This window comes from Mesorhizobium sp. M1329 (assembly GCF_040318035.1).
GTDB lineage: Bacteria > Pseudomonadota > Alphaproteobacteria > Rhizobiales > Rhizobiaceae > Mesorhizobium.
Genome location: NZ_JAMYLN010000016.1, coordinates 1 through 15,998 on the forward strand (window position 1 = coordinate 1; position 15,998 = coordinate 15,998).

The following is a 15,998-nucleotide window of genomic DNA, read 5'->3' on the forward strand; positions in this document are numbered from 1 at the left end:
CGCGGCCCGGGGGCCCCCAACCGCAACCTCTCCTGCAATAACTAACAGCCTAACTGGATTTCCAGACAAGCGCGGCGGGCCAGGCCCGCCGCTCTTGTTTTTTGCATACCAAAGACGCCCGCCTCAGGCCGCCTTTGCTTCTGCTTCATGGAGCGCGAAAGAGCGCCCGTCCGCGTCGAAAATATGCAGGTCGCCGGCGTCCGCCGTCAGCCGCAGCGTCGCCCCGCGCTTGACCTCGACATTGCCCGGCAGCTTGGTCACCAGCGGCAGGTCGGCGCGGCCGATGTCGACATAGACGAGTTGGACCTCGCCGAGTTGCTCGACATAATCGACCGTGCCTTCGAACAAATAGTCGGCGCCGGTGGCAATCATCAGATCCTCCGGCCGCACCCCGAAGCTCACCGCAGCGCCTTTCGCCGAGGCAGGCGTTGCGATCGGCACCGTCGCCTTGCGGCCGCCGACATGGCTGACGACGGTCGGGTTGCCGGTCCTGTCGATCGTCGCCGGCAGGATGTTCATCGCCGGCGAGCCGATGAACTGGGCGACGAACAGATTGCCGGGCCGCTTGTAGAGCTCCATCGGCGTGCCGACCTGTTCGATATGGCCTTCCTTCAGCACCACGATGCGGTCAGCCAGCGTCATCGCCTCGACCTGGTCGTGGGTGACGTAGATCATCGTTGTGGCCGGCATCGATTCCTTGAGCTTGGCGATCTCGATGCGGGTGGCGACACGCAGCGCCGCGTCGAGGTTGGATAGCGGCTCGTCGAACAGGAAGACCTTGGGATTGCGCACGATGGCGCGGCCGATGGCGACGCGCTGGCGCTGGCCGCCCGACATCGCCTTGGGCAGACGGTCGAGATATTTGGTCAGCTGCAGGATCTCGGCCGCCTGGCGCACCCGCTTGTCGATCTCGGCCTTGCTTTCCTTACCGATCTTCATCGAGAAGGCCATGTTGTCGTAGACGGTCATGTGCGGATAGAGCGCATAGGACTGGAACACCATGGCGATGCCGCGCTTCGACGGCGGCACGTCGTTGACGATCTCGCCGTCGATCTTGAGCTCGCCCGAGGTGATCTCCTCCAGCCCGGCGATGCAGCGCAGCAAGGTCGACTTGCCGCAACCAGAGGGGCCGACGAAGACGATGAATTCGCCCGACTTTATGTCGAGGTCGACGCCGTGCAGAATGTTGAGATTGCCATATGATTTCCTCACTTGCCTTAGCGTGACATCGGCCATGGTACCCTCCAGTTCTTCCTTGAATTCAGTCGATACGCCCGAACCAGGCGCCGTAGCCGCCGAGGCGGATAGTGCCGGCGCCAGTCTGTCCCGAAAACCCGTGTCCCGGCAAGGGCTGCAGTGAGCGGCCGCCAAGATCGACCTCGGCCGGCTTTGCTCCGAGATTGAAGGCGCAGACGATCTGCTCGTTGCCTTCGCGGCGCGTGAAGGCGACGGTGTCGCCCTCGCTTTCGATGAACTCGATATCACCCTTGGCCAGTGCCGGATGAGCGCGGCGGAAAGCCAGGAAGCGCCGGTAGTGCTCGAGCAGCGAGCCGTCGTCGCCTTGCTGCACATTGACGGCTTGCGCAAGGTGCTTGCTGGGCACCGGCAGCCAGGGCTTTGCCGTCGAGAAGCCGCCATTGCGGGCAGCACCGTCCCAAACCATCGGCGTGCGGCAGCCGTCGCGGCCCTTGAATTCCGGCCAGAAGCGGATGCCGTATGGGTCCTGCAGATCCTCGAAGCTGAGTTCGGCCTCGCTGAGCCCGAGCTCCTCGCCCTGATAGATGCAGACCGAGCCGCGCAACGACATCAGCAGCGCCGAGATGACCTTGAGATAGGCGGTCGGGTCGGGCTCGCCGGCTGCCCAGCGCGAGGCAGGGCGCATCACGTCATGGTTGGAGAAGGCCCAGCACGACCAGCCGTCGCTGGCGACCTTGCCGAAGGTTTCCAGCACCGAACGCACCTTTGCCGCGCTGATCTTCTCCGGCGCCAGGAAGTCGAAGGAGTAGCACATATGCACGCGCTTGCCGCCGGCCGTATAGGCCGCCACCACTTCCAGCCCACGCTGCGAATCGCCGACCTCGCCAACCGCGGCCGTCGCCGGATATTCGTCGAGCAAGGCGCGGAAGCGTTCGAGGAAGCCGAGGTTTTCAGGCCGGCTCTTGTCGTAGAGATGGTCCTGGTAGTTGTAGGGGTTCACCGCCGGCGCCGTCTGGTCGTTGCGCTGCTCGGGCGGCAGCGGCGGATTGTCTTCCAGGCCTTGGCTGTGGAAATAGAAATTGATGGTATCGAGGCGGAAGCCATCGACGCCGCGCTCCAGCCAGAAGCGGGTGACGTCGAGCAGCGCGTCCTGGACGGCGCGGCTGTGGAAGTTGAGGTCGGGCTGTTCGGCCAGGAAATTATGCAGATAGTATTGCTGGCGGCTGGTGTCCCACTGCCAGGCCGAGCCGCCGAAGATCGACAGCCAGTTGTTGGGCGGCGTGCCGTCCGGCTTGGCATCCGCCCAGACATACCAGTCGGCTTTTGGATTGCTGCGGCTCGACCGGCTCTCCTTGAACCACGGATGGATGTCGGCGGTGTGCGACAGCACCTCGTCGATCATCACCTTGAGCCCAAGCCGATGCGCCTCTGCGGCCAGCGCGTCGAAGTCGGCCAGCGTGCCGAACATCGGATCGACATCGCAATAATCCGACACGTCGTAGCCAAAATCCTTCATCGGCGATTTGAAGAATGGCGAGATCCAGATGGCGTCGACACCGAGCGCGGCGATGTAGGCCAGCCGGCCGATAATGCCCCTGAGGTCGCCGATGCCGTCGCCGTTCGAATCCTGATAGCTGCGCGGGTAGATCTGGTAGATCACCGCACCTCGCCACCAGTCGCGATCGATGGCGAGATCGGGCTTCGGGGTGGCCTTCAAAGCGGATTGCATGATCTCAACCTCCTTTCACCGAGCCGGCAAGCAGCCCGCGGACGAAATAGCGCTGCAGCGAGAAGAACACGATCAGCGGCACGATGATGGTGACGAAGGCCGATGTCGTCAGGATCTCCCAGTCGCCGCCGCGCGAGCCGAGCAACGCATTGAGCTTGGCGGTCAGCACGATCTGGTCGCCCTCGGTACCGAGGAAAACCATCGCCACCAGCAGATCGTTCCACACCCAGAGAAACTGGAAGATGGCGAACGAGGCCAGCACCGGGAACGACAATGGCAGCACGATCTTGACGAAGATCTCGAAATCGCTGGCGCCGTCGATGCGCGCCGATTCCATGATCTCGCGTGGCAGGCCGGCAATGTAGCTCCTCAGGAGATAGATGGCGAAAGGCAGGCCGAAGCCGGTATGCGCCAGCCAGATGCCGAGGTAGGTCTTCGATGGCACGCCGAAGAAGCTGCCGACGCCGTTATAGAGCTTCAACAGCGGGATCAGCGACATCTGCAGCGGCACGACCAGGAGGCCGATGATGACGGCGATGAGCAGCGCTCGGCCTGGAAAGCGCATCCAGGCCAGCGCGTAGGCGGCGAACGCGGCGATCAGGATTGGAATGACGGTCGACGGAATGGTGACGGTCAGCGAGTTCATGAAGGAGCGGCCGATGCCTTCCGAAAACAGCACCGTGTCGTAATTGTCGGTGGTGAATTTCGGCGGCGCCGACGAGGCGTAATAGACGCGCTGGCCGCGTTCGCTTTCGAAAGCCTTCGGCGAGGTCATGACGAAACTGCCGTCGGCATTGAGCTGCAAGGTCACGCCGTCGCCGAGATCGGCTGTCGTGCCGGCGGGATATTGCGTCGGCGCTGCCGACTTGACGCCGAAGGCGCTGATGTTGCGGGTCGGGCCGTCGCCGAAGATATTGCCTTGCAGGACGAACTTGCCGTCCTTCTCGACCTGCGCCGAGGCGGGTGGCAGCCGTCCGGCTTCCGTCTGGCTGGAACTGGTGAACGAGTTCCACCAGCCCGAAGCGATGATCTGGTCCTTGTCGCGCAGCGACGAGACCAGAATGCCGAGCGTCGGGATCGTCCAGATCGCAACGAAGATGAAGACGGCGATATGAACGCCGAAACGGCTGACAAAGGACTTTCCGGTCGAGACAGTCATCTCAATGCCCTTCCGTCTCTTTGTTCGCCTGGCGGATGTTCCAGACCATGATCGGAATGACCGCGATCATGATGATGATGGCGATGGTGGCGCCGCGGCCGAAATCGCCGCCGCCGCGGAACATCCAATCGAACATCAGATTGGCGAGCACCTGGCTGTTCCACTGGCCGTTGGTCATGGTCAGCACGATGTCGAAAACCTTCAGCACCAGGATGGTGATGGTGGTCCAGACGACGGCGATGGTGCCCCAGATCTGCGGCACCATGATCTTCCAGAAGATCTGGAAAGGGTTGGCGCCGTCGATGACGGCGGCTTCCAGCGTCTCTTCTGGAATGCCGCGCAAGGCCGACGACAGGATGACCATGGCAAAGCCGGTCTGGATCCAGATCAGGATGACCATCAGGAAGAAATTGTTCCAGAACGGCAGCGATATCCAGACCTGCGGCTGGCCGCCGAAATACTGGATGATGGCGTTGAGCAGGCCGATCTGCGTCTGCCCGTCGCCGCGATACTCGTAGATGAATTTCCAGATGACGCTGGCGCCGACGAAGGAGATCGCCAGCGGCAGGAAGATCAGGCTCTTGGCGATGGTGCCCCACCAGATCTTGTCGGTGAGCACGGCGATGATCAGCCCGAGGAAGGTGCAGGCGGCCGGCACCACCGCCAGCCAGATGATGTTGTTGAGGATCGAGTTGCGGAACTCGCGGTCGCCGAACGCCCATTGATAGTTGGCCAAGCCGACGAAATGGGCGCCGCCGCGATCGAGGAACGACAGCCTCAGTGTCTCCACCACCGGGTAGATCAGGTAGATAGTGAGGATGATCATCGCCGGGCCGACGAACAGCCAGGGCCTGATCACCCCCTGCCGGCGCAGATTGTTAATCGCCGCCTTGCCGGAAACGCCGCGTGCCGGAAAGATCGTGTCGAGTGCCTTGTTGGCGCCCCAGAAATAGGCGACGCAGCCGCCCACGCCGATGATGATGACGAATATCGCCGAAAAAATCTGAGCCGCCATGGGTCCCTCCCCCTGCGCACGGATCCGCCAGTCGAGAATGGCTTTGGCGACGGGATCATGCGCCGATTCAGTTGTCTGGAGCGCGACCAGCCGAAAAGCAGGTCACTGGGCGCGCGTCATGCCGGAATGCGTTGTGCTCACGACAATCGACGCGACGCCAAGCACCGGATAAGGTCCGGGCCGTTTTGAGGCCCGGACCGCAACATGGGAACTCAAGCCTGCCGCTTACTTGATCGCGTCCCAGCTTTTCTGGATGTCGGTGGCGACGTCCTGGGCGGACTTGCCGCCGACCAGGTCGATCATGCCGGTCCAGAACGCACCGGCGCCGATCTTGCCCGGCATCAGGTCGGACCCGTCGAAGCGGAAGGTCGAGGCGTTGGCCAGGATCTCGCCCTGCTTCTTCAGCGCGTCGCTGGCATAGGCGTCCTTGTTGACCGACTTGAACGGCGTCACGAAGCCGCCCTGTGCCATCCAGATCTCATGAGCGAGCGGCAGCTTCAGGAATTCGATGAACGCGCGGGCACTCTTGCTATCCTTGGTGATCATGGCCAGCGTGCCGGCGCCGAGCACCGGAGTGCCCAGCTCGGGCTTGGAGGCGTAGGGCGGGTAATAGAAGAAGTCGGCATCCTCGCCGATCTTGGTGCCTTGCGGGAAGAAAGTCGGGATGAAGGATGCCTGGTGGTGCAGATAGCATTTCGGCGGCACCGAGAAGAGGCCCTTCGGGCTGTCGCGGAAATCCGTCGCCGCAACCGCCTTGGCGCCGCCCTCGACCATTTTGTCGTCGGTCGCGATCTTGCCGAAAATGTCGATGGCGTTGACCACGGCCGGATCGTTGAACGGAATTTCGTTCTTCACCCATTTGTCGTAGGTCTCTGGCGTCTGGGTGCGCAGCATGATGTCTTCGACCCAGTCGGTCGCCGGCCAGCCGGTGGCGCCGCCCGAACCGAGCCCGATGCACCATGGCGTGCCGCCGTCGGCGATGATCTTCTTTTCGAGCTCGGCAAGCTCTTCCTGCGTCTTCGGCACCTTGTAGCCGGCTTCCTCGAAATTATCCGGCGAGTACCAGACCAGCGATTTCACGTCGGCCTTGTAGGGGAAGGCGAAGAAGCCGGGCTTGCCGTCCTTGTCCTTGAAGGTGCCGAGGTCGACCCAGGATTGGCCGGCGCCGTAATTGTCCTTGACCCAGTTGGCGGTGTCGTCGCCGAGCGGCGTCAAAAGGCCCTTCGATGCCAGATCCTGGATCAGGCCCGGCTGCGGCAGCACGGCGATGTTGGGCGGGCTGCCGGCCTGCGTGTCGATGACGATCTGCTGCTCGTAATTCTCCGACGAGGAGTACTTGATCTCGGCGCCGGTGGCTTCGGAGAAGTAATCGAGGACGGTGCGGATCAGCCCTTCGTCCTCGCCGCGCCACGGTCCGAAGATCGTCAGCGTCTCGCCCTTGAGGTCGACCTTCTTGAGCTCTTCGTAGTTGGCCCAGTTGAAACGGGGATCTTCGCCCGGCTTGAACTTCAGTTCGGCTTGCGCGGGCATGGCCAGGGCGAGCGTGGCAAACGCAGCGCCCAGCAGAAGCATTTTCTTCATCGGTATTCCCTCCCAGTGGTGACAAACACCGAACGAAACCTCCATTCCGTCCGCCGGCGCTGCAGGACTGTGACTCAGTCGGAAAGGAACTGCAACCTTTCGTGGAGTCTTCCAAAGCGCTTTGGTGATTTTGATCACGCCACTGAATTAATCCGGAGTCAAGAGGGAGCCGGTTTAATCGATTTAATTTCTGCGGCCTGATGCCGGCGAAAGTGCGCTGCAGCACAGTTTTCTGGCGGTGCAGCAGCAAATTCGGCTTCAAACCGGCCCGAACCGTGCGTAAGGTCATTGCGCCCGGCAACGCGGTTCGTAGCGGTCAGGTCGATTCAGATTAAAAGCGCTTTGAGGTTTGGAGGCCTCCGGTGAACCTCAAGCAGCTCTCCCACATGCTGGCGCTTTCGCAGACCACGGTGAGCCGTGCATTGAACGGCTACCCGGAAGTCAACGAGGAAACGCGCCGGCGGGTGATCGATGCCGCCAAGCGTCACGGCTACCGCCCCAATCCGAGCGCGCGCCGGCTGGCGACCGGCAAGACCGGTATGATCGGCTATGTGCTGCCGACGGGGACGACCGTCGATATCGACCCGCATTTCGTCGAGTTCCTGTCCGGCCTCGGCGACTATGCGCGTTCGCACGAGCTCGACCTAGTGCTGTCACCGGCCGATGCCGACGACCAGGAGACGACCTACCGCCGCATTGTCGCCAACCGGCAGGTCGACGCGGTCTATATCTCCTCGCCGAGGCCGGCCGACCGGCGGGTGGCACTCGTCAATACGCTCGGCATTCCCTTCATCGTCCACGGCCGCAGCGAAGGCTTCGATTTCGACTACCCCTTCACCGACATCGACAATGAGGGCGCCTTCCACGAAGCGGCGCGGCTTCTCGTTCAACTCGGGCACAGGCGTCTGGCACTGATCAATGGCGACGATCGCGAGACCTTCGCCATCCATCGCGAGCGCGGCGTGCGCCGCGCGCTTGCGGCAAGCGGCCTGCTGCTTCGCGATCAGCATGTCTGTTCCCTCACCATGACCGAGGAGAACGGCTACCGCGCCGCCAGGCGTCTGCTGGAACAAAGCGACGCGCCAACGGCGATCGCCTGCTCCAGCCTGATCATGGCGCTCGGCGTGGTGCGCGCGGTGCGCGATCTCGGCCTGACCATTCCGGGCGACCTGTCGCTGATCGCCCATGACGACGTCTTTCCGTGGCTGAAGCCGGAGAATTTTTCGGTGCCGCTGTCGACGACACGTTCGTCGATCCGCCTGGCAGGCGCGCGCATCGCCGAGCGCTTGGCCGCACGGATTTCCGGCCTGGAGGAGGGCGCTCGCGGCGAGGTCTGGCCGGTCGACCTGGTGGTCAGGGGATCGGTCGCCGGCGCGCCGGCCTAAGGGCATAACTCAATCACTCTGAACGACCAAAGTCGCCGTTGGGTGGCTGTTGGCCAGCACAGGCAATCGCCATGCGTCATGTCTCAGGCCGCGGACTTGAGGTGATCGATAAAGACGCGCAGCTTCGGCAGGACTTGGCGCTTGCCAAGATGGTAGAGAAAGACGCCCGGCGTCGTCGCAGCGATGTCGTCCAGCACCGATCTGAGTTTTCCTTCGGCTATCGGACCTTCGGCGACGGGTCGAGGCGTCTGCGCCAGCCCAACGCCCTTTGTCGCAGCCCCGAGCAACGTTGGATAGTCGTGCGCGATCAGTGGGCCTGAGACGATCGCCTCGATAGCACCGTTGCCGTCGGCGAAGGTCCAGGGCGCGATGGCGCCGTTCGAGCGGCGCAAGCGCAGGCAGGCGTGGTGGCGCAAGTCGTCGACACGTTCGGGGTAGCCGTGGCGCTCGAGATAGTCAGGGCTGCCGACGACCACGAACGTGAACGGCGGGGTCAGCCGCACCGCGACCATGTCGGCGGCGATGAGCTGGCCGAGGCGGATGCCGGCGTCGAACCCACCGGTCGCGAGATCGACCATCTCGTCGCTCGCGGCGATCTCCAGTTCGATCTCGGGATAAGCTCGGCAGAACGACGCGATCATCGGCTCCAGGATCAATGGCACGACGGCGCGGGGCACGGACAGGCGCAGCAGCCCGGTCGGCCGTTGGCCGACGTCGCGCGCAGCCTCGCCGGCCGCGGCGATCTCCTCGAAGGCAGGGCCGGCGCGGTCGAGGAAGCGCTGGCCGGCCTCGGTCAGACCGACGCTCCGCGTCGTGCGGGCGAACAGCGCCGCACCCATGCGGGCTTCCAGCGTGCGCACCGCCTGGCTCACGGCGGACGGCGTCACGCCGAGATCGGCGGCGGCACGGCGGAAATTGCGGTGCCTGGCGACAGCCAGGAACACCTCGACCCCCTCCAGTGCACCACGCCGGATTGTGTAGTCCTGCTTCATAGGTTGTTCTGATTACAGCGGATAGTCGGATTATGGAAGCGGGCTTAGGTAAGAGCTGCAAGCCAGGAGACATCTTGCCCAGGAGATATATTGCAATGACCGATGAACTTGATGGCGTGCGCGACCATTATCGCGCGACCGGCCTGACCGAGCGACTGAAGACGGTACTGGCGGCCCTCGGCCCGGAGGATCAGCTTCTTACGCCCCAGCAATTGGGCACCCTCGACCAGTTTCACACCCGTGGGCTTGCCTCGACCGCCGAGATTGCCCAATTGGCGGGGATCGCGGCCGGCACGTCGGTTCTGGACGTCGGCTCGGGCGTCGGCGGGCCGGCGCGCTTTCTGGCTGCGACCTATGGCTGCCGGGTTACCGGCGTGGACCTCAGCGAGCCTTTCGTGGATGCTGCGCGCTATCTGACCGAGCGCACGGGACAAAGCGGGCAGCTGTCGTTTCAGACCGCCAGCGCATTGGAGCTTCCATTCGATGATAGCCGTTTCGACGTCGTGCTGCTGCAGCATGTGGCGATGAACATCTCCGACCGGGCGCGGCTCTACGGCGAGATCCGACGCGTGCTGAAACCAGGCGGCAGGTTTGCCACCTTCGACGTCGTCTCGGCCATTGGCGAGCCGCACTATCCGCTGCCTTGGGCGCGAACGCCGGCGACGAGCTTCCTCCTCACAGCCGAAGCGACGGGCGAGGCGATCGAACCGGCCGGCTTCCGCGTGCTGGCCTGGCAAGACGACACCGAGACCGCCAAGGCCTGGTTCGCGCAACTGCGCGCATCCGGGCCGCCGCCTTCACCAAATCTCGGCGTGGTGATGGGACCGGACTTCGCTCAGCTTTCGACCAACCTGGGACGAAATCTCATGCAAGGCCGGCTCGGCGTCCTGACCGCGGTGTTCGAGGCCGTGTGAACCAACTGTTGGGAGGACGTCAGATGTCCACGGAAGTGCTGTTTCAAACCCATCTCGTTCTGGGTTATGTCGCGTGGCTGCTTTGCTTCGGCGCGTACGGTTTGCCGTGGCTCCGGTCGATGGACCGGGTCGCGGCGCAGCGCGCTATCGCTACGCTGCACAGCTTCCGCTTCTTCGGGCTCGTCTTCATGGTTCCGGGCGTCGTAAGCCCCAATCTGCCCGCTGATTTCGCCGTGTTCGCCGCCTACGGCGATTTCGCGACTGGGGTGCTGGCCATGCTGGCGCTGCTCACGGTGAGGATACGCTGGTTGTTCTGGCCGTTGGTCGTCGCCTTCAACGTCGTAGGGATGGTGGACCTCATCGTCGACTATTATCACGCCATTCAGATCGGCCTTCCTGCACGCGCGGGGGAACTGGGCGCAACCTACGCGATCCCGATCATCTACGTACCGCTGCTGATGATCACACATATCGCCGCGTTCTATTTTCTGGCGCGTCCTCGGCAAAACACGACTTGAGCGGGCAATTTCTTGGCCGCCTCGGCCGCCTTGGCGTCCAGCAGGCCAAAGCCGAAATCATAGTCCTGAAGCCGGAAAATTTTTCGGTGCCATTGTCGACGACGCGCTCGTCGATCCACCTGGCCGGCGCACGCATCGCCGATCACTCCGGGCGACCGAGTTCGACCCAGAGCGGCCGTCCGCCCCTGCGAGCCCGATGACGCGCGCCAACCCTTAGCAGAACGGACTGAAGAATAGCCGCGCTGCAGCAGCAAACGAGATCGATCGCTTCCCCATACCAAAACCGCTATCGGTGGAGTACCGAATCGGCCGGCTGAGCCGTCGTTATCGGATCGGCATGACGATGCACAATCTTCCACAGACCATCTTCTGGGCGAAAGACGCTCGTCGCGCGTAACGCAAGAGGCGTGACATCGCTCCGACCGCCAACCTTGGACCTGAGCTGCTCCACTTCGACGATGTATGCCAGCTCGGACGTCACACATTTCGCTATGTTCTCGAAGCCGGTAGCGTCGCCGTCCCTGTAGTTCGATGCCGCTTGCTCCATCGTCTCAACCACCTGTTTCCATCCATGCGCGAAAGGGCCAAACGGATTGCCCAGTGTTACATCGTCTCGTTGGGAGAAGAGCTTCTCCGCTGGCGCGGGGTTTCCTTTCATGAACTCATCCAGGGCCAGGTGGTATTTTTCAACTGCTTGATCGAAGTCACTGGCGTCGAGGGACACGTCATCCTCCCTGTCGTTTTTATTTCTGATCCAGACTGGCGACCACAGGTCTACATTCTGTGTGCCCGCAGCGGTGAAGGTCATTATAGCACGGCGTGAGACAAGTTTCGCGACAGCGTTGTGAGACGGCTCGGCAAATCGCCGCTCTCCACCGAGGCCGGTGGAAACCCGTCGCGATATCCTGAGCGTAGAATTCTGTTCCCGAATAATGCTGCTGCTGCCCTTGGGAGGCATAGACGTTCTCAGTTTATACAAAGGTCAGGAACAATATTCTTAGAGCATCGGCCAGAGTCGAGTTTTACACGGCCTCCACCCTTCTCGGCCATTTGCGACAACCAACTGATTGAGCTTTGATAAGTCAGAAGCTTCAAACACGAGACTTAGTCCTTGGCCGCCTCGGCCGCCTTGGTGTCCAGCAGGCCAAAGCCGAAATCATTGTCGCGCCCCTTGGGGCCGAGATCCTTTGCCGTGGCGGCGAGTGCTTTCTCGACCCAGTCGGCGGAGCGGTCGGGCGCGGCATGCAACAGATTGGCGATCGCGCCGGTCACGATCGCCGCTGCAAAGGAAGTCCCGGTCACCACATCCGAGCCGGCGCCGCTCGGCGCCACCATCTCGACGCCGGGAGCGGAGATGAAGACGTAGGCGCCGCGATTGGCCTGTGGCATCAGCCCGTCCTTGGCATCGGTGGCCGTCACCGCGATCACCCCGTCGAAGGCGGCCGGATAGCCATAGGGCGCTTTCGGCCCGTTATTGCCGGCGGCGGCGACCAGCACGATGCCAAGCGCGCGCGCATTGCGGCAGGCGATGCCGAGCAGGTCGTTCTTCGGACCGACGAAGCTCATATTGATGATGCGGACATCCTGCTCCGCCGCCCAGTCGAGCGCCGAAAGGATCACGTCCATGGTCGACTTGTCGCCCTCGAAGGCGCGGGCGTGATAGATCCTGGCGCCCGGCGCCATGCCTTTGAACGCGCCGGTGCCGGCAATCAGTCCATCGACCGAAGTGCCGTGGTCGCGCGCCTTGATCGGCACATCGGGCATGGCATCGAACTGCCCGGCGATGACACCGGAAAGCGCCGGGTTGCTGTCGTCGATGCCGGTGTCGATGACGCCGACGCGGACATTCTCGCCGCTGGCCGCGTTGGCGTCGAGTGAGATGCGCTCGAACGCATAATTGACGATGCTGGCCGCCTGCTGCAGCGCATAGACGTGATTGGCCTCACGCCGCAAAATGCGGCCCTCGGCGGCAAGCTGCGCCAAAACGACACCGACCGGGCGGCCATCGGGTATGCCGAAGCGCACCAGCGTGTTGCCGAGCAGCCGCGACTGCCGCTGCGAGCGCATTTCGAGGCCGAACGAGGCGGCAATCTGCTGGACCGCGCCGGCATCGCCATTGACGATGACCAGCACCTCGTCGGGCACGAAATCGCCGATCACGGCGCGCGGCGGCACGGTTGCGACAAGATCGGTCGGCGCCACGACCGGACCGCCCGGCACGGCAGCCTGTATTGCCGGCGCACCGGCGGGTGGAGCGGACGGCGGCGCCGCAGTATCGCCAGGAGGTATCGGCGTCTCGGTGACTACGGCAGGATTGGGGAACAGGTCGACAATCAAGCCCGGAAGAAACACCGCGCCCGTCGTTCCAGGAGCCGGCGCTGTGCTGCCATCCTTCACGCCGCCGCCATCCTTGGGGCAGTCGGTGTTGGCAGCACTTCCCCTGTTCAGGCAGTCGATCTCAGCCTGGGTGAGGTTCGGGTCGTTGGTCTGGGCCATTGCGGACGCGGCGAAGATTGTCATCGCCGCAGTCAGTCGAATGACCGCCTTAGCCGCCATCAGCCGGTTTCCTTCCCTCCAGCGCAGCTTCGGTGAAAGGCTGGGCGGCAATAAGGCCAAGCAGCTTCTGGTAGTCCGCGGCGGTCTTGGCCGGAACGCCGAGGCGGAAGACGCCGTCGGCGGTCGGCCCGCCGGCGATCTTCAGCTGGTTCTGGTCGAGAAAAGCGACGATGTCGGACAGCTTTGCATCCGCTTTGAACTTCACCAGTGCAAACGGCATTTTGGCCAGATCGTCCTCCGATCCGGCAATCTCGAAATCGCCACCTCTGTTGCCGGTCTGCACAAAGGATTGCGCGACGACCAGGGCCAGCAGCACCGCGGCCGCCGCCCAGGCGACGCCAGCGGGCAGCGCCATGAAGCGGCTCCAGGCCTGCGCCAGCCAGGACGATGCCGCAGGCGCGCGGGACGGGCTGGCCTCGGCGTCGAGCGCCTTGGCAAAGCGGCTGAGCGCATCGGCCGGCGGGCGGATTGCCTCGTTTGCGGCAGCGGTGCCGGAGAATTCGGCCTCGGCCTCGCCTAGTGCGGCCATCGCCGCCGGATCGCTCGCCAGCCATTCCTCGATGGCTTCGAGCTCGGTGCCCTCCAGCGAGCCGTTCAGATAAAACGGCAGCAGCATTTCCATTTCGTCGCGGCGTGACATTTTTTCAGCGGCGCTCATGGCCACCCCCTATCGTAACCGGCAGCCTTGAGGGCTTCGCCGAGTTTCTTGCGGGCGTAGAACATCCTGGTCTTGACCGTGGCGACCGGGACGCCGAGTACCTCGCCGATCTCGCTCACCGATTGCCCGTGATAATAGGCAAGGTCGATCACCGTACGGTGCTCTTCCGGCATGGCATCGATAAAGCGTCGCAAGGCAGCGGCCTTATCTTCCTTCATCGTCACGACTTCCGGCGTGTCGGCACCGTCGGCGACCTGGGCCGCGTCATCGTCGTCGATCCAGTCTTCCTTCTTCTTGCGCAGCAGGGACAGCGCCTTGAAGCGGGCAATGCCGAGCAGCCATGTCGAGACCTCCGAGCGCCCCTCGAAGGCCGGCGCCTGCCGCCACAGCTCGAGGAACACCTCGTTCGCGATATCGTCGGCCATCAGTTCCGATCCCGTCTGGCGTGCCACGAAGCGGTAGACCCGCGCGTGGTGGCGCATGAACAGGAGCCGCACGGCGGCACGGTCGCCCTTCGCGACCCGCTCGACGAGCGCGCGATCGGTCTCCGCGGTCGTCATCGCCGGTCGAGCCGCCTGGCTCCTGCCTGCTCTGTCGCTGATCGGCCCAAAAAGGTTCACCGCATCCGCCCGAGGATTTTTGCGGAGGCTAGCCGAAGAGCGGAGAGGTTGCCAGAGTGTACCGTTCTCCCCCTTTTTAGGGATAATGTCTCAGTCAGTGGCGCCAAGCAGAAGGCGGCCGTCAGGCTCGCAATGACGGCGGCCACGAGGTGGCTCATACCTATCGGGCAAGGTGCAGTCGTTCAGCCTCGGGCGGAGCGCAATTGGACGACATCGCGGTGCAGGGATTCCCGACAGTTTTGTAACTCAAGGGTCCGCTGCCCGGCGACTAAGGTCCCGATCGCAAATGGCAATCCAGCCTGAAGAAACGAAATGTCATGACCAACAACAGCTGTACGGCCGCGATTCTCGTGGATCAGTCGCCGATGGCGGTGTTCGACGCCGTCATGCGTCCACGCGAGTGGTGGGGCGCATGAAGCCTTGTGCGGTCGGAAGGAGGATGGGCGGCCACATCGCACTGATCGGTGTCTTGACCGGCTTTGCCGCGCAAGTTTCGATCCCGGCCCTGTTTTCCAATCAGATTAGGGTCAGCGGAATCTCGATTGGCAGCAGGGCAGACCAGGACGACATGATTCGTGCCATAGAGGCCAACCGTTTGAAACCTGCTATCGACCGCAGTTTTCCGCTGCAGGAGATCGCCAGTGCCTCAAGCACTACGAGTCCCAAAAGCATTTTGGCAAGGTCTGTCTCGACCTTTGACTGCTGTATCCGGCCTCCATTCGGCGTCGCGCATTTCGGGCCGGCTTCATGTTCTCCGCAAGCAAGCAGGCTAGGCAGCAATCAGTCGAGAAATGGCTCGGCCTTCATCGTCGCCGGCACCGGCACGCCGAGGCGCGCAAGCACCGTCGGCGCGAGCTGCAGCTGATCGAGCAGCGTATTGGCTTCCGGACCCTCGCCGGATCCGAAGTAGTAAAGTGCGAAATCCTGCATCTCCTCGTCGTGGCCGCCATGATGGCCGCGATCGGTCTGGCCATGATCGGCGGTGACGATCACCTCGTAGCCAGCCTGCCGCCAGCGCGGCAGGAAGCCGGCGAGCATGGCGTCCATTGCATAGACGGCATGATCCATCTCGTGGCAGTCATGGCCGAAGCGGTGGCCCATCGAGTCCAGAGTGCAGCTGTGCAGGATGCCGTAGTCGATGCCGTAGCGCCTGGTCAGCATGGTCAACGTCGCGAACAGGTCGACGTCGCTCGGCGTCATCTGGTTCCTGGCATTGTAGCCGGTCATGGTGTTGAACCGGCCGTGGCTGATCGGCCTGCCCGGCTGGTCGAACTCCATGTCCTCGACCAGGTCGAACGGATAGGCCCGGAAGAATTCGGACCAGTAGGAATGGGTGACCGCACCCGTCTTGCCGCCGGCTCGGCTGACTTCGGAAAAGATGTCCGGCTGTTCGACGCGAAACCGGTTCTCGTTCGACAGGACACCGTGCACTTGGGGCGGCACGCCGGTGTGGATCGAGGCATAGCAGGATGCCGAGGTCGACGGCAGGACGGAGCGCATTTTCCATACGCGCGCTTCGCCGGATTGCACCCAGCCTTCGAGATTGCCCATCAGCCGTCGCCAGTTCCGGTAAGGCACGCCGTCGAGGATGATGAGCAATAGTTTTGTGTTGAGCGCCAAGGGCGCCTCCATGCGGCTTAATCGGAAAAGTCAGGGCGGGCCTGCCGTTCAATC

The 15,998-nt window shown here is 63.1% G+C and carries 14 protein-coding genes; 3 read left to right on the forward strand and 11 right to left on the reverse strand.

Annotated features, from left to right (window positions below):
• Positions 1 to 123 precede the first annotated feature (123 nt).
• The 5 genes from NKH21_RS17585 to NKH21_RS17605 form a co-directional block, all read right to left on the reverse strand.
• On the reverse strand, positions 124 to 1,236 hold the full coding sequence (locus tag NKH21_RS17585; RefSeq protein WP_352667390.1) for an ABC transporter ATP-binding protein: 1,113 nt from the start codon (positions 1,234 to 1,236) through the stop codon (positions 124 to 126).
• 25 nt (positions 1,237 to 1,261) lie between these two features.
• Complete coding sequence (gene bglA / locus NKH21_RS17590; RefSeq protein ID WP_352667392.1) at positions 1,262 to 2,926, reverse strand: beta-galactosidase BglA; 1,665 nt, start codon at positions 2,924 to 2,926, stop codon at positions 1,262 to 1,264.
• Positions 2,927 to 2,930: 4 nt separating this feature from the next.
• Positions 2,931 to 4,085 carry a carbohydrate ABC transporter permease gene (locus NKH21_RS17595; RefSeq protein ID WP_352866464.1) on the reverse strand — a complete coding sequence of 385 codons (1,155 nt, stop codon included), beginning with the start codon at positions 4,083 to 4,085 and terminating at the stop codon, positions 2,931 to 2,933.
• Position 4,086: 1 nt separating this feature from the next.
• Positions 4,087 to 5,100 carry a carbohydrate ABC transporter permease gene (locus NKH21_RS17600; protein ID WP_023680221.1) on the reverse strand — a complete coding sequence of 338 codons (1,014 nt, stop codon included), beginning with the start codon at positions 5,098 to 5,100 and terminating at the stop codon, positions 4,087 to 4,089.
• A 225-nt stretch (positions 5,101 to 5,325) separates the two neighbouring features.
• A complete protein-coding gene (locus NKH21_RS17605) occupies positions 5,326 to 6,681 on the reverse strand; it encodes an ABC transporter substrate-binding protein (protein ID WP_352452249.1) in 1,356 nt (451 codons plus the stop codon).
• A gap of 362 nt (positions 6,682 to 7,043) precedes the next feature.
• Between NKH21_RS17605 and NKH21_RS17610 the strand changes: the two genes are divergently transcribed.
• The gene (locus NKH21_RS17610; protein ID WP_352866469.1) at positions 7,044 to 8,066 is read left to right on the forward strand and encodes a substrate-binding domain-containing protein; all 1,023 of its coding nucleotides are present in this window, start codon (positions 7,044 to 7,046) and stop codon (positions 8,064 to 8,066) included.
• A gap of 83 nt (positions 8,067 to 8,149) precedes the next feature.
• Here the strand turns inward: NKH21_RS17610 and NKH21_RS17615 are convergent, their stop codons facing one another.
• Entirely contained in the window at positions 8,150 to 9,058 is a 909-nt protein-coding gene (locus NKH21_RS17615; protein WP_352667398.1) for a LysR family transcriptional regulator, read from the reverse strand.
• 95 nt (positions 9,059 to 9,153) lie between these two features.
• On the opposite strand from NKH21_RS17615, the gene NKH21_RS17620 reads away from it, so the two are divergent.
• The gene (locus NKH21_RS17620) at positions 9,154 to 9,972 is read left to right on the forward strand and encodes a class I SAM-dependent methyltransferase (RefSeq protein ID WP_352566969.1); all 819 of its coding nucleotides are present in this window, start codon (positions 9,154 to 9,156) and stop codon (positions 9,970 to 9,972) included.
• Between the two features lie 23 nt (positions 9,973 to 9,995).
• A complete protein-coding gene (locus NKH21_RS17625; protein ID WP_352866471.1) occupies positions 9,996 to 10,490 on the forward strand; it encodes a DUF8737 domain-containing protein in 495 nt (164 codons plus the stop codon).
• A gap of 286 nt (positions 10,491 to 10,776) precedes the next feature.
• Here NKH21_RS17625 and NKH21_RS17630 read toward each other — a convergent pair whose 3' ends face one another.
• The 5 genes from NKH21_RS17630 to NKH21_RS17650 form a co-directional block, all read right to left on the reverse strand.
• On the reverse strand, positions 10,777 to 11,298 hold the full coding sequence (locus NKH21_RS17630) for a YybH family protein (protein WP_352866473.1): 522 nt from the start codon (positions 11,296 to 11,298) through the stop codon (positions 10,777 to 10,779).
• A gap of 296 nt (positions 11,299 to 11,594) precedes the next feature.
• Positions 11,595 to 13,046: a S8 family serine peptidase gene (locus NKH21_RS17635; RefSeq protein WP_352866476.1), complete on the reverse strand. Its 1,452-nt coding sequence runs from the start codon at positions 13,044 to 13,046 to the stop codon at positions 11,595 to 11,597.
• Positions 13,036 to 13,704, reverse strand: a complete 669-nt coding sequence (locus NKH21_RS17640) for an anti-sigma factor (protein ID WP_352866479.1) — start codon at positions 13,702 to 13,704, stop codon at positions 13,036 to 13,038. The genes NKH21_RS17635 and NKH21_RS17640 overlap by 11 nt, the downstream gene beginning before the upstream one ends.
• Positions 13,701 to 14,264: a sigma-70 family RNA polymerase sigma factor gene (locus NKH21_RS17645; RefSeq protein WP_352866481.1), complete on the reverse strand. Its 564-nt coding sequence runs from the start codon at positions 14,262 to 14,264 to the stop codon at positions 13,701 to 13,703. The genes NKH21_RS17640 and NKH21_RS17645 overlap by 4 nt, the downstream gene beginning before the upstream one ends.
• A gap of 840 nt (positions 14,265 to 15,104) precedes the next feature.
• Positions 15,105 to 15,944, reverse strand: coding sequence for an alkaline phosphatase family protein (locus NKH21_RS17650; RefSeq protein WP_352866483.1), 840 nt, complete (start codon positions 15,942 to 15,944; stop codon positions 15,105 to 15,107).
• Between the last annotated feature and the right edge of the window lie 54 nt (positions 15,945 to 15,998).

Excerpts from the sequence above, each read along its gene's own strand:
- NKH21_RS17600 (WP_023680221.1), bottom strand. The coding sequence starts at position 5,100 with ATGGCGGCTCAGATTTTTTCGGCGATATTCGTCATCATCATCGGCGTG.
- NKH21_RS17635 (WP_352866476.1), bottom strand. The coding sequence starts at position 13,046 with ATGGCGGCTAAGGCGGTCATTCGACTGACTGCGGCGATGACAATCTTC.
- NKH21_RS17595 (WP_352866464.1), bottom strand. The coding sequence starts at position 4,085 with ATGACTGTCTCGACCGGAAAGTCCTTTGTCAGCCGTTTCGGCGTTCAT.
- NKH21_RS17605 (WP_352452249.1), bottom strand. The coding sequence starts at position 6,681 with ATGAAGAAAATGCTTCTGCTGGGCGCTGCGTTTGCCACGCTCGCCCTG.
- NKH21_RS17640 (WP_352866479.1), bottom strand. The coding sequence starts at position 13,704 with ATGAGCGCCGCTGAAAAAATGTCACGCCGCGACGAAATGGAAATGCTG.
- bglA (WP_352667392.1), bottom strand. The coding sequence starts at position 2,926 with ATGCAATCCGCTTTGAAGGCCACCCCGAAGCCCGATCTCGCCATCGAT.
- NKH21_RS17625 (WP_352866471.1), top strand. The coding sequence starts at position 9,996 with ATGTCCACGGAAGTGCTGTTTCAAACCCATCTCGTTCTGGGTTATGTC.
- NKH21_RS17620 (WP_352566969.1), top strand. The coding sequence starts at position 9,154 with ATGACCGATGAACTTGATGGCGTGCGCGACCATTATCGCGCGACCGGC.
- NKH21_RS17615 (WP_352667398.1), bottom strand. The coding sequence starts at position 9,058 with ATGAAGCAGGACTACACAATCCGGCGTGGTGCACTGGAGGGGGTCGAG.
- NKH21_RS17645 (WP_352866481.1), bottom strand. The coding sequence starts at position 14,264 with ATGACGACCGCGGAGACCGATCGCGCGCTCGTCGAGCGGGTCGCGAAG.
- NKH21_RS17630 (WP_352866473.1), bottom strand. The coding sequence starts at position 11,298 with ATGACCTTCACCGCTGCGGGCACACAGAATGTAGACCTGTGGTCGCCA.
- NKH21_RS17585 (WP_352667390.1), bottom strand. The coding sequence starts at position 1,236 with ATGGCCGATGTCACGCTAAGGCAAGTGAGGAAATCATATGGCAATCTC.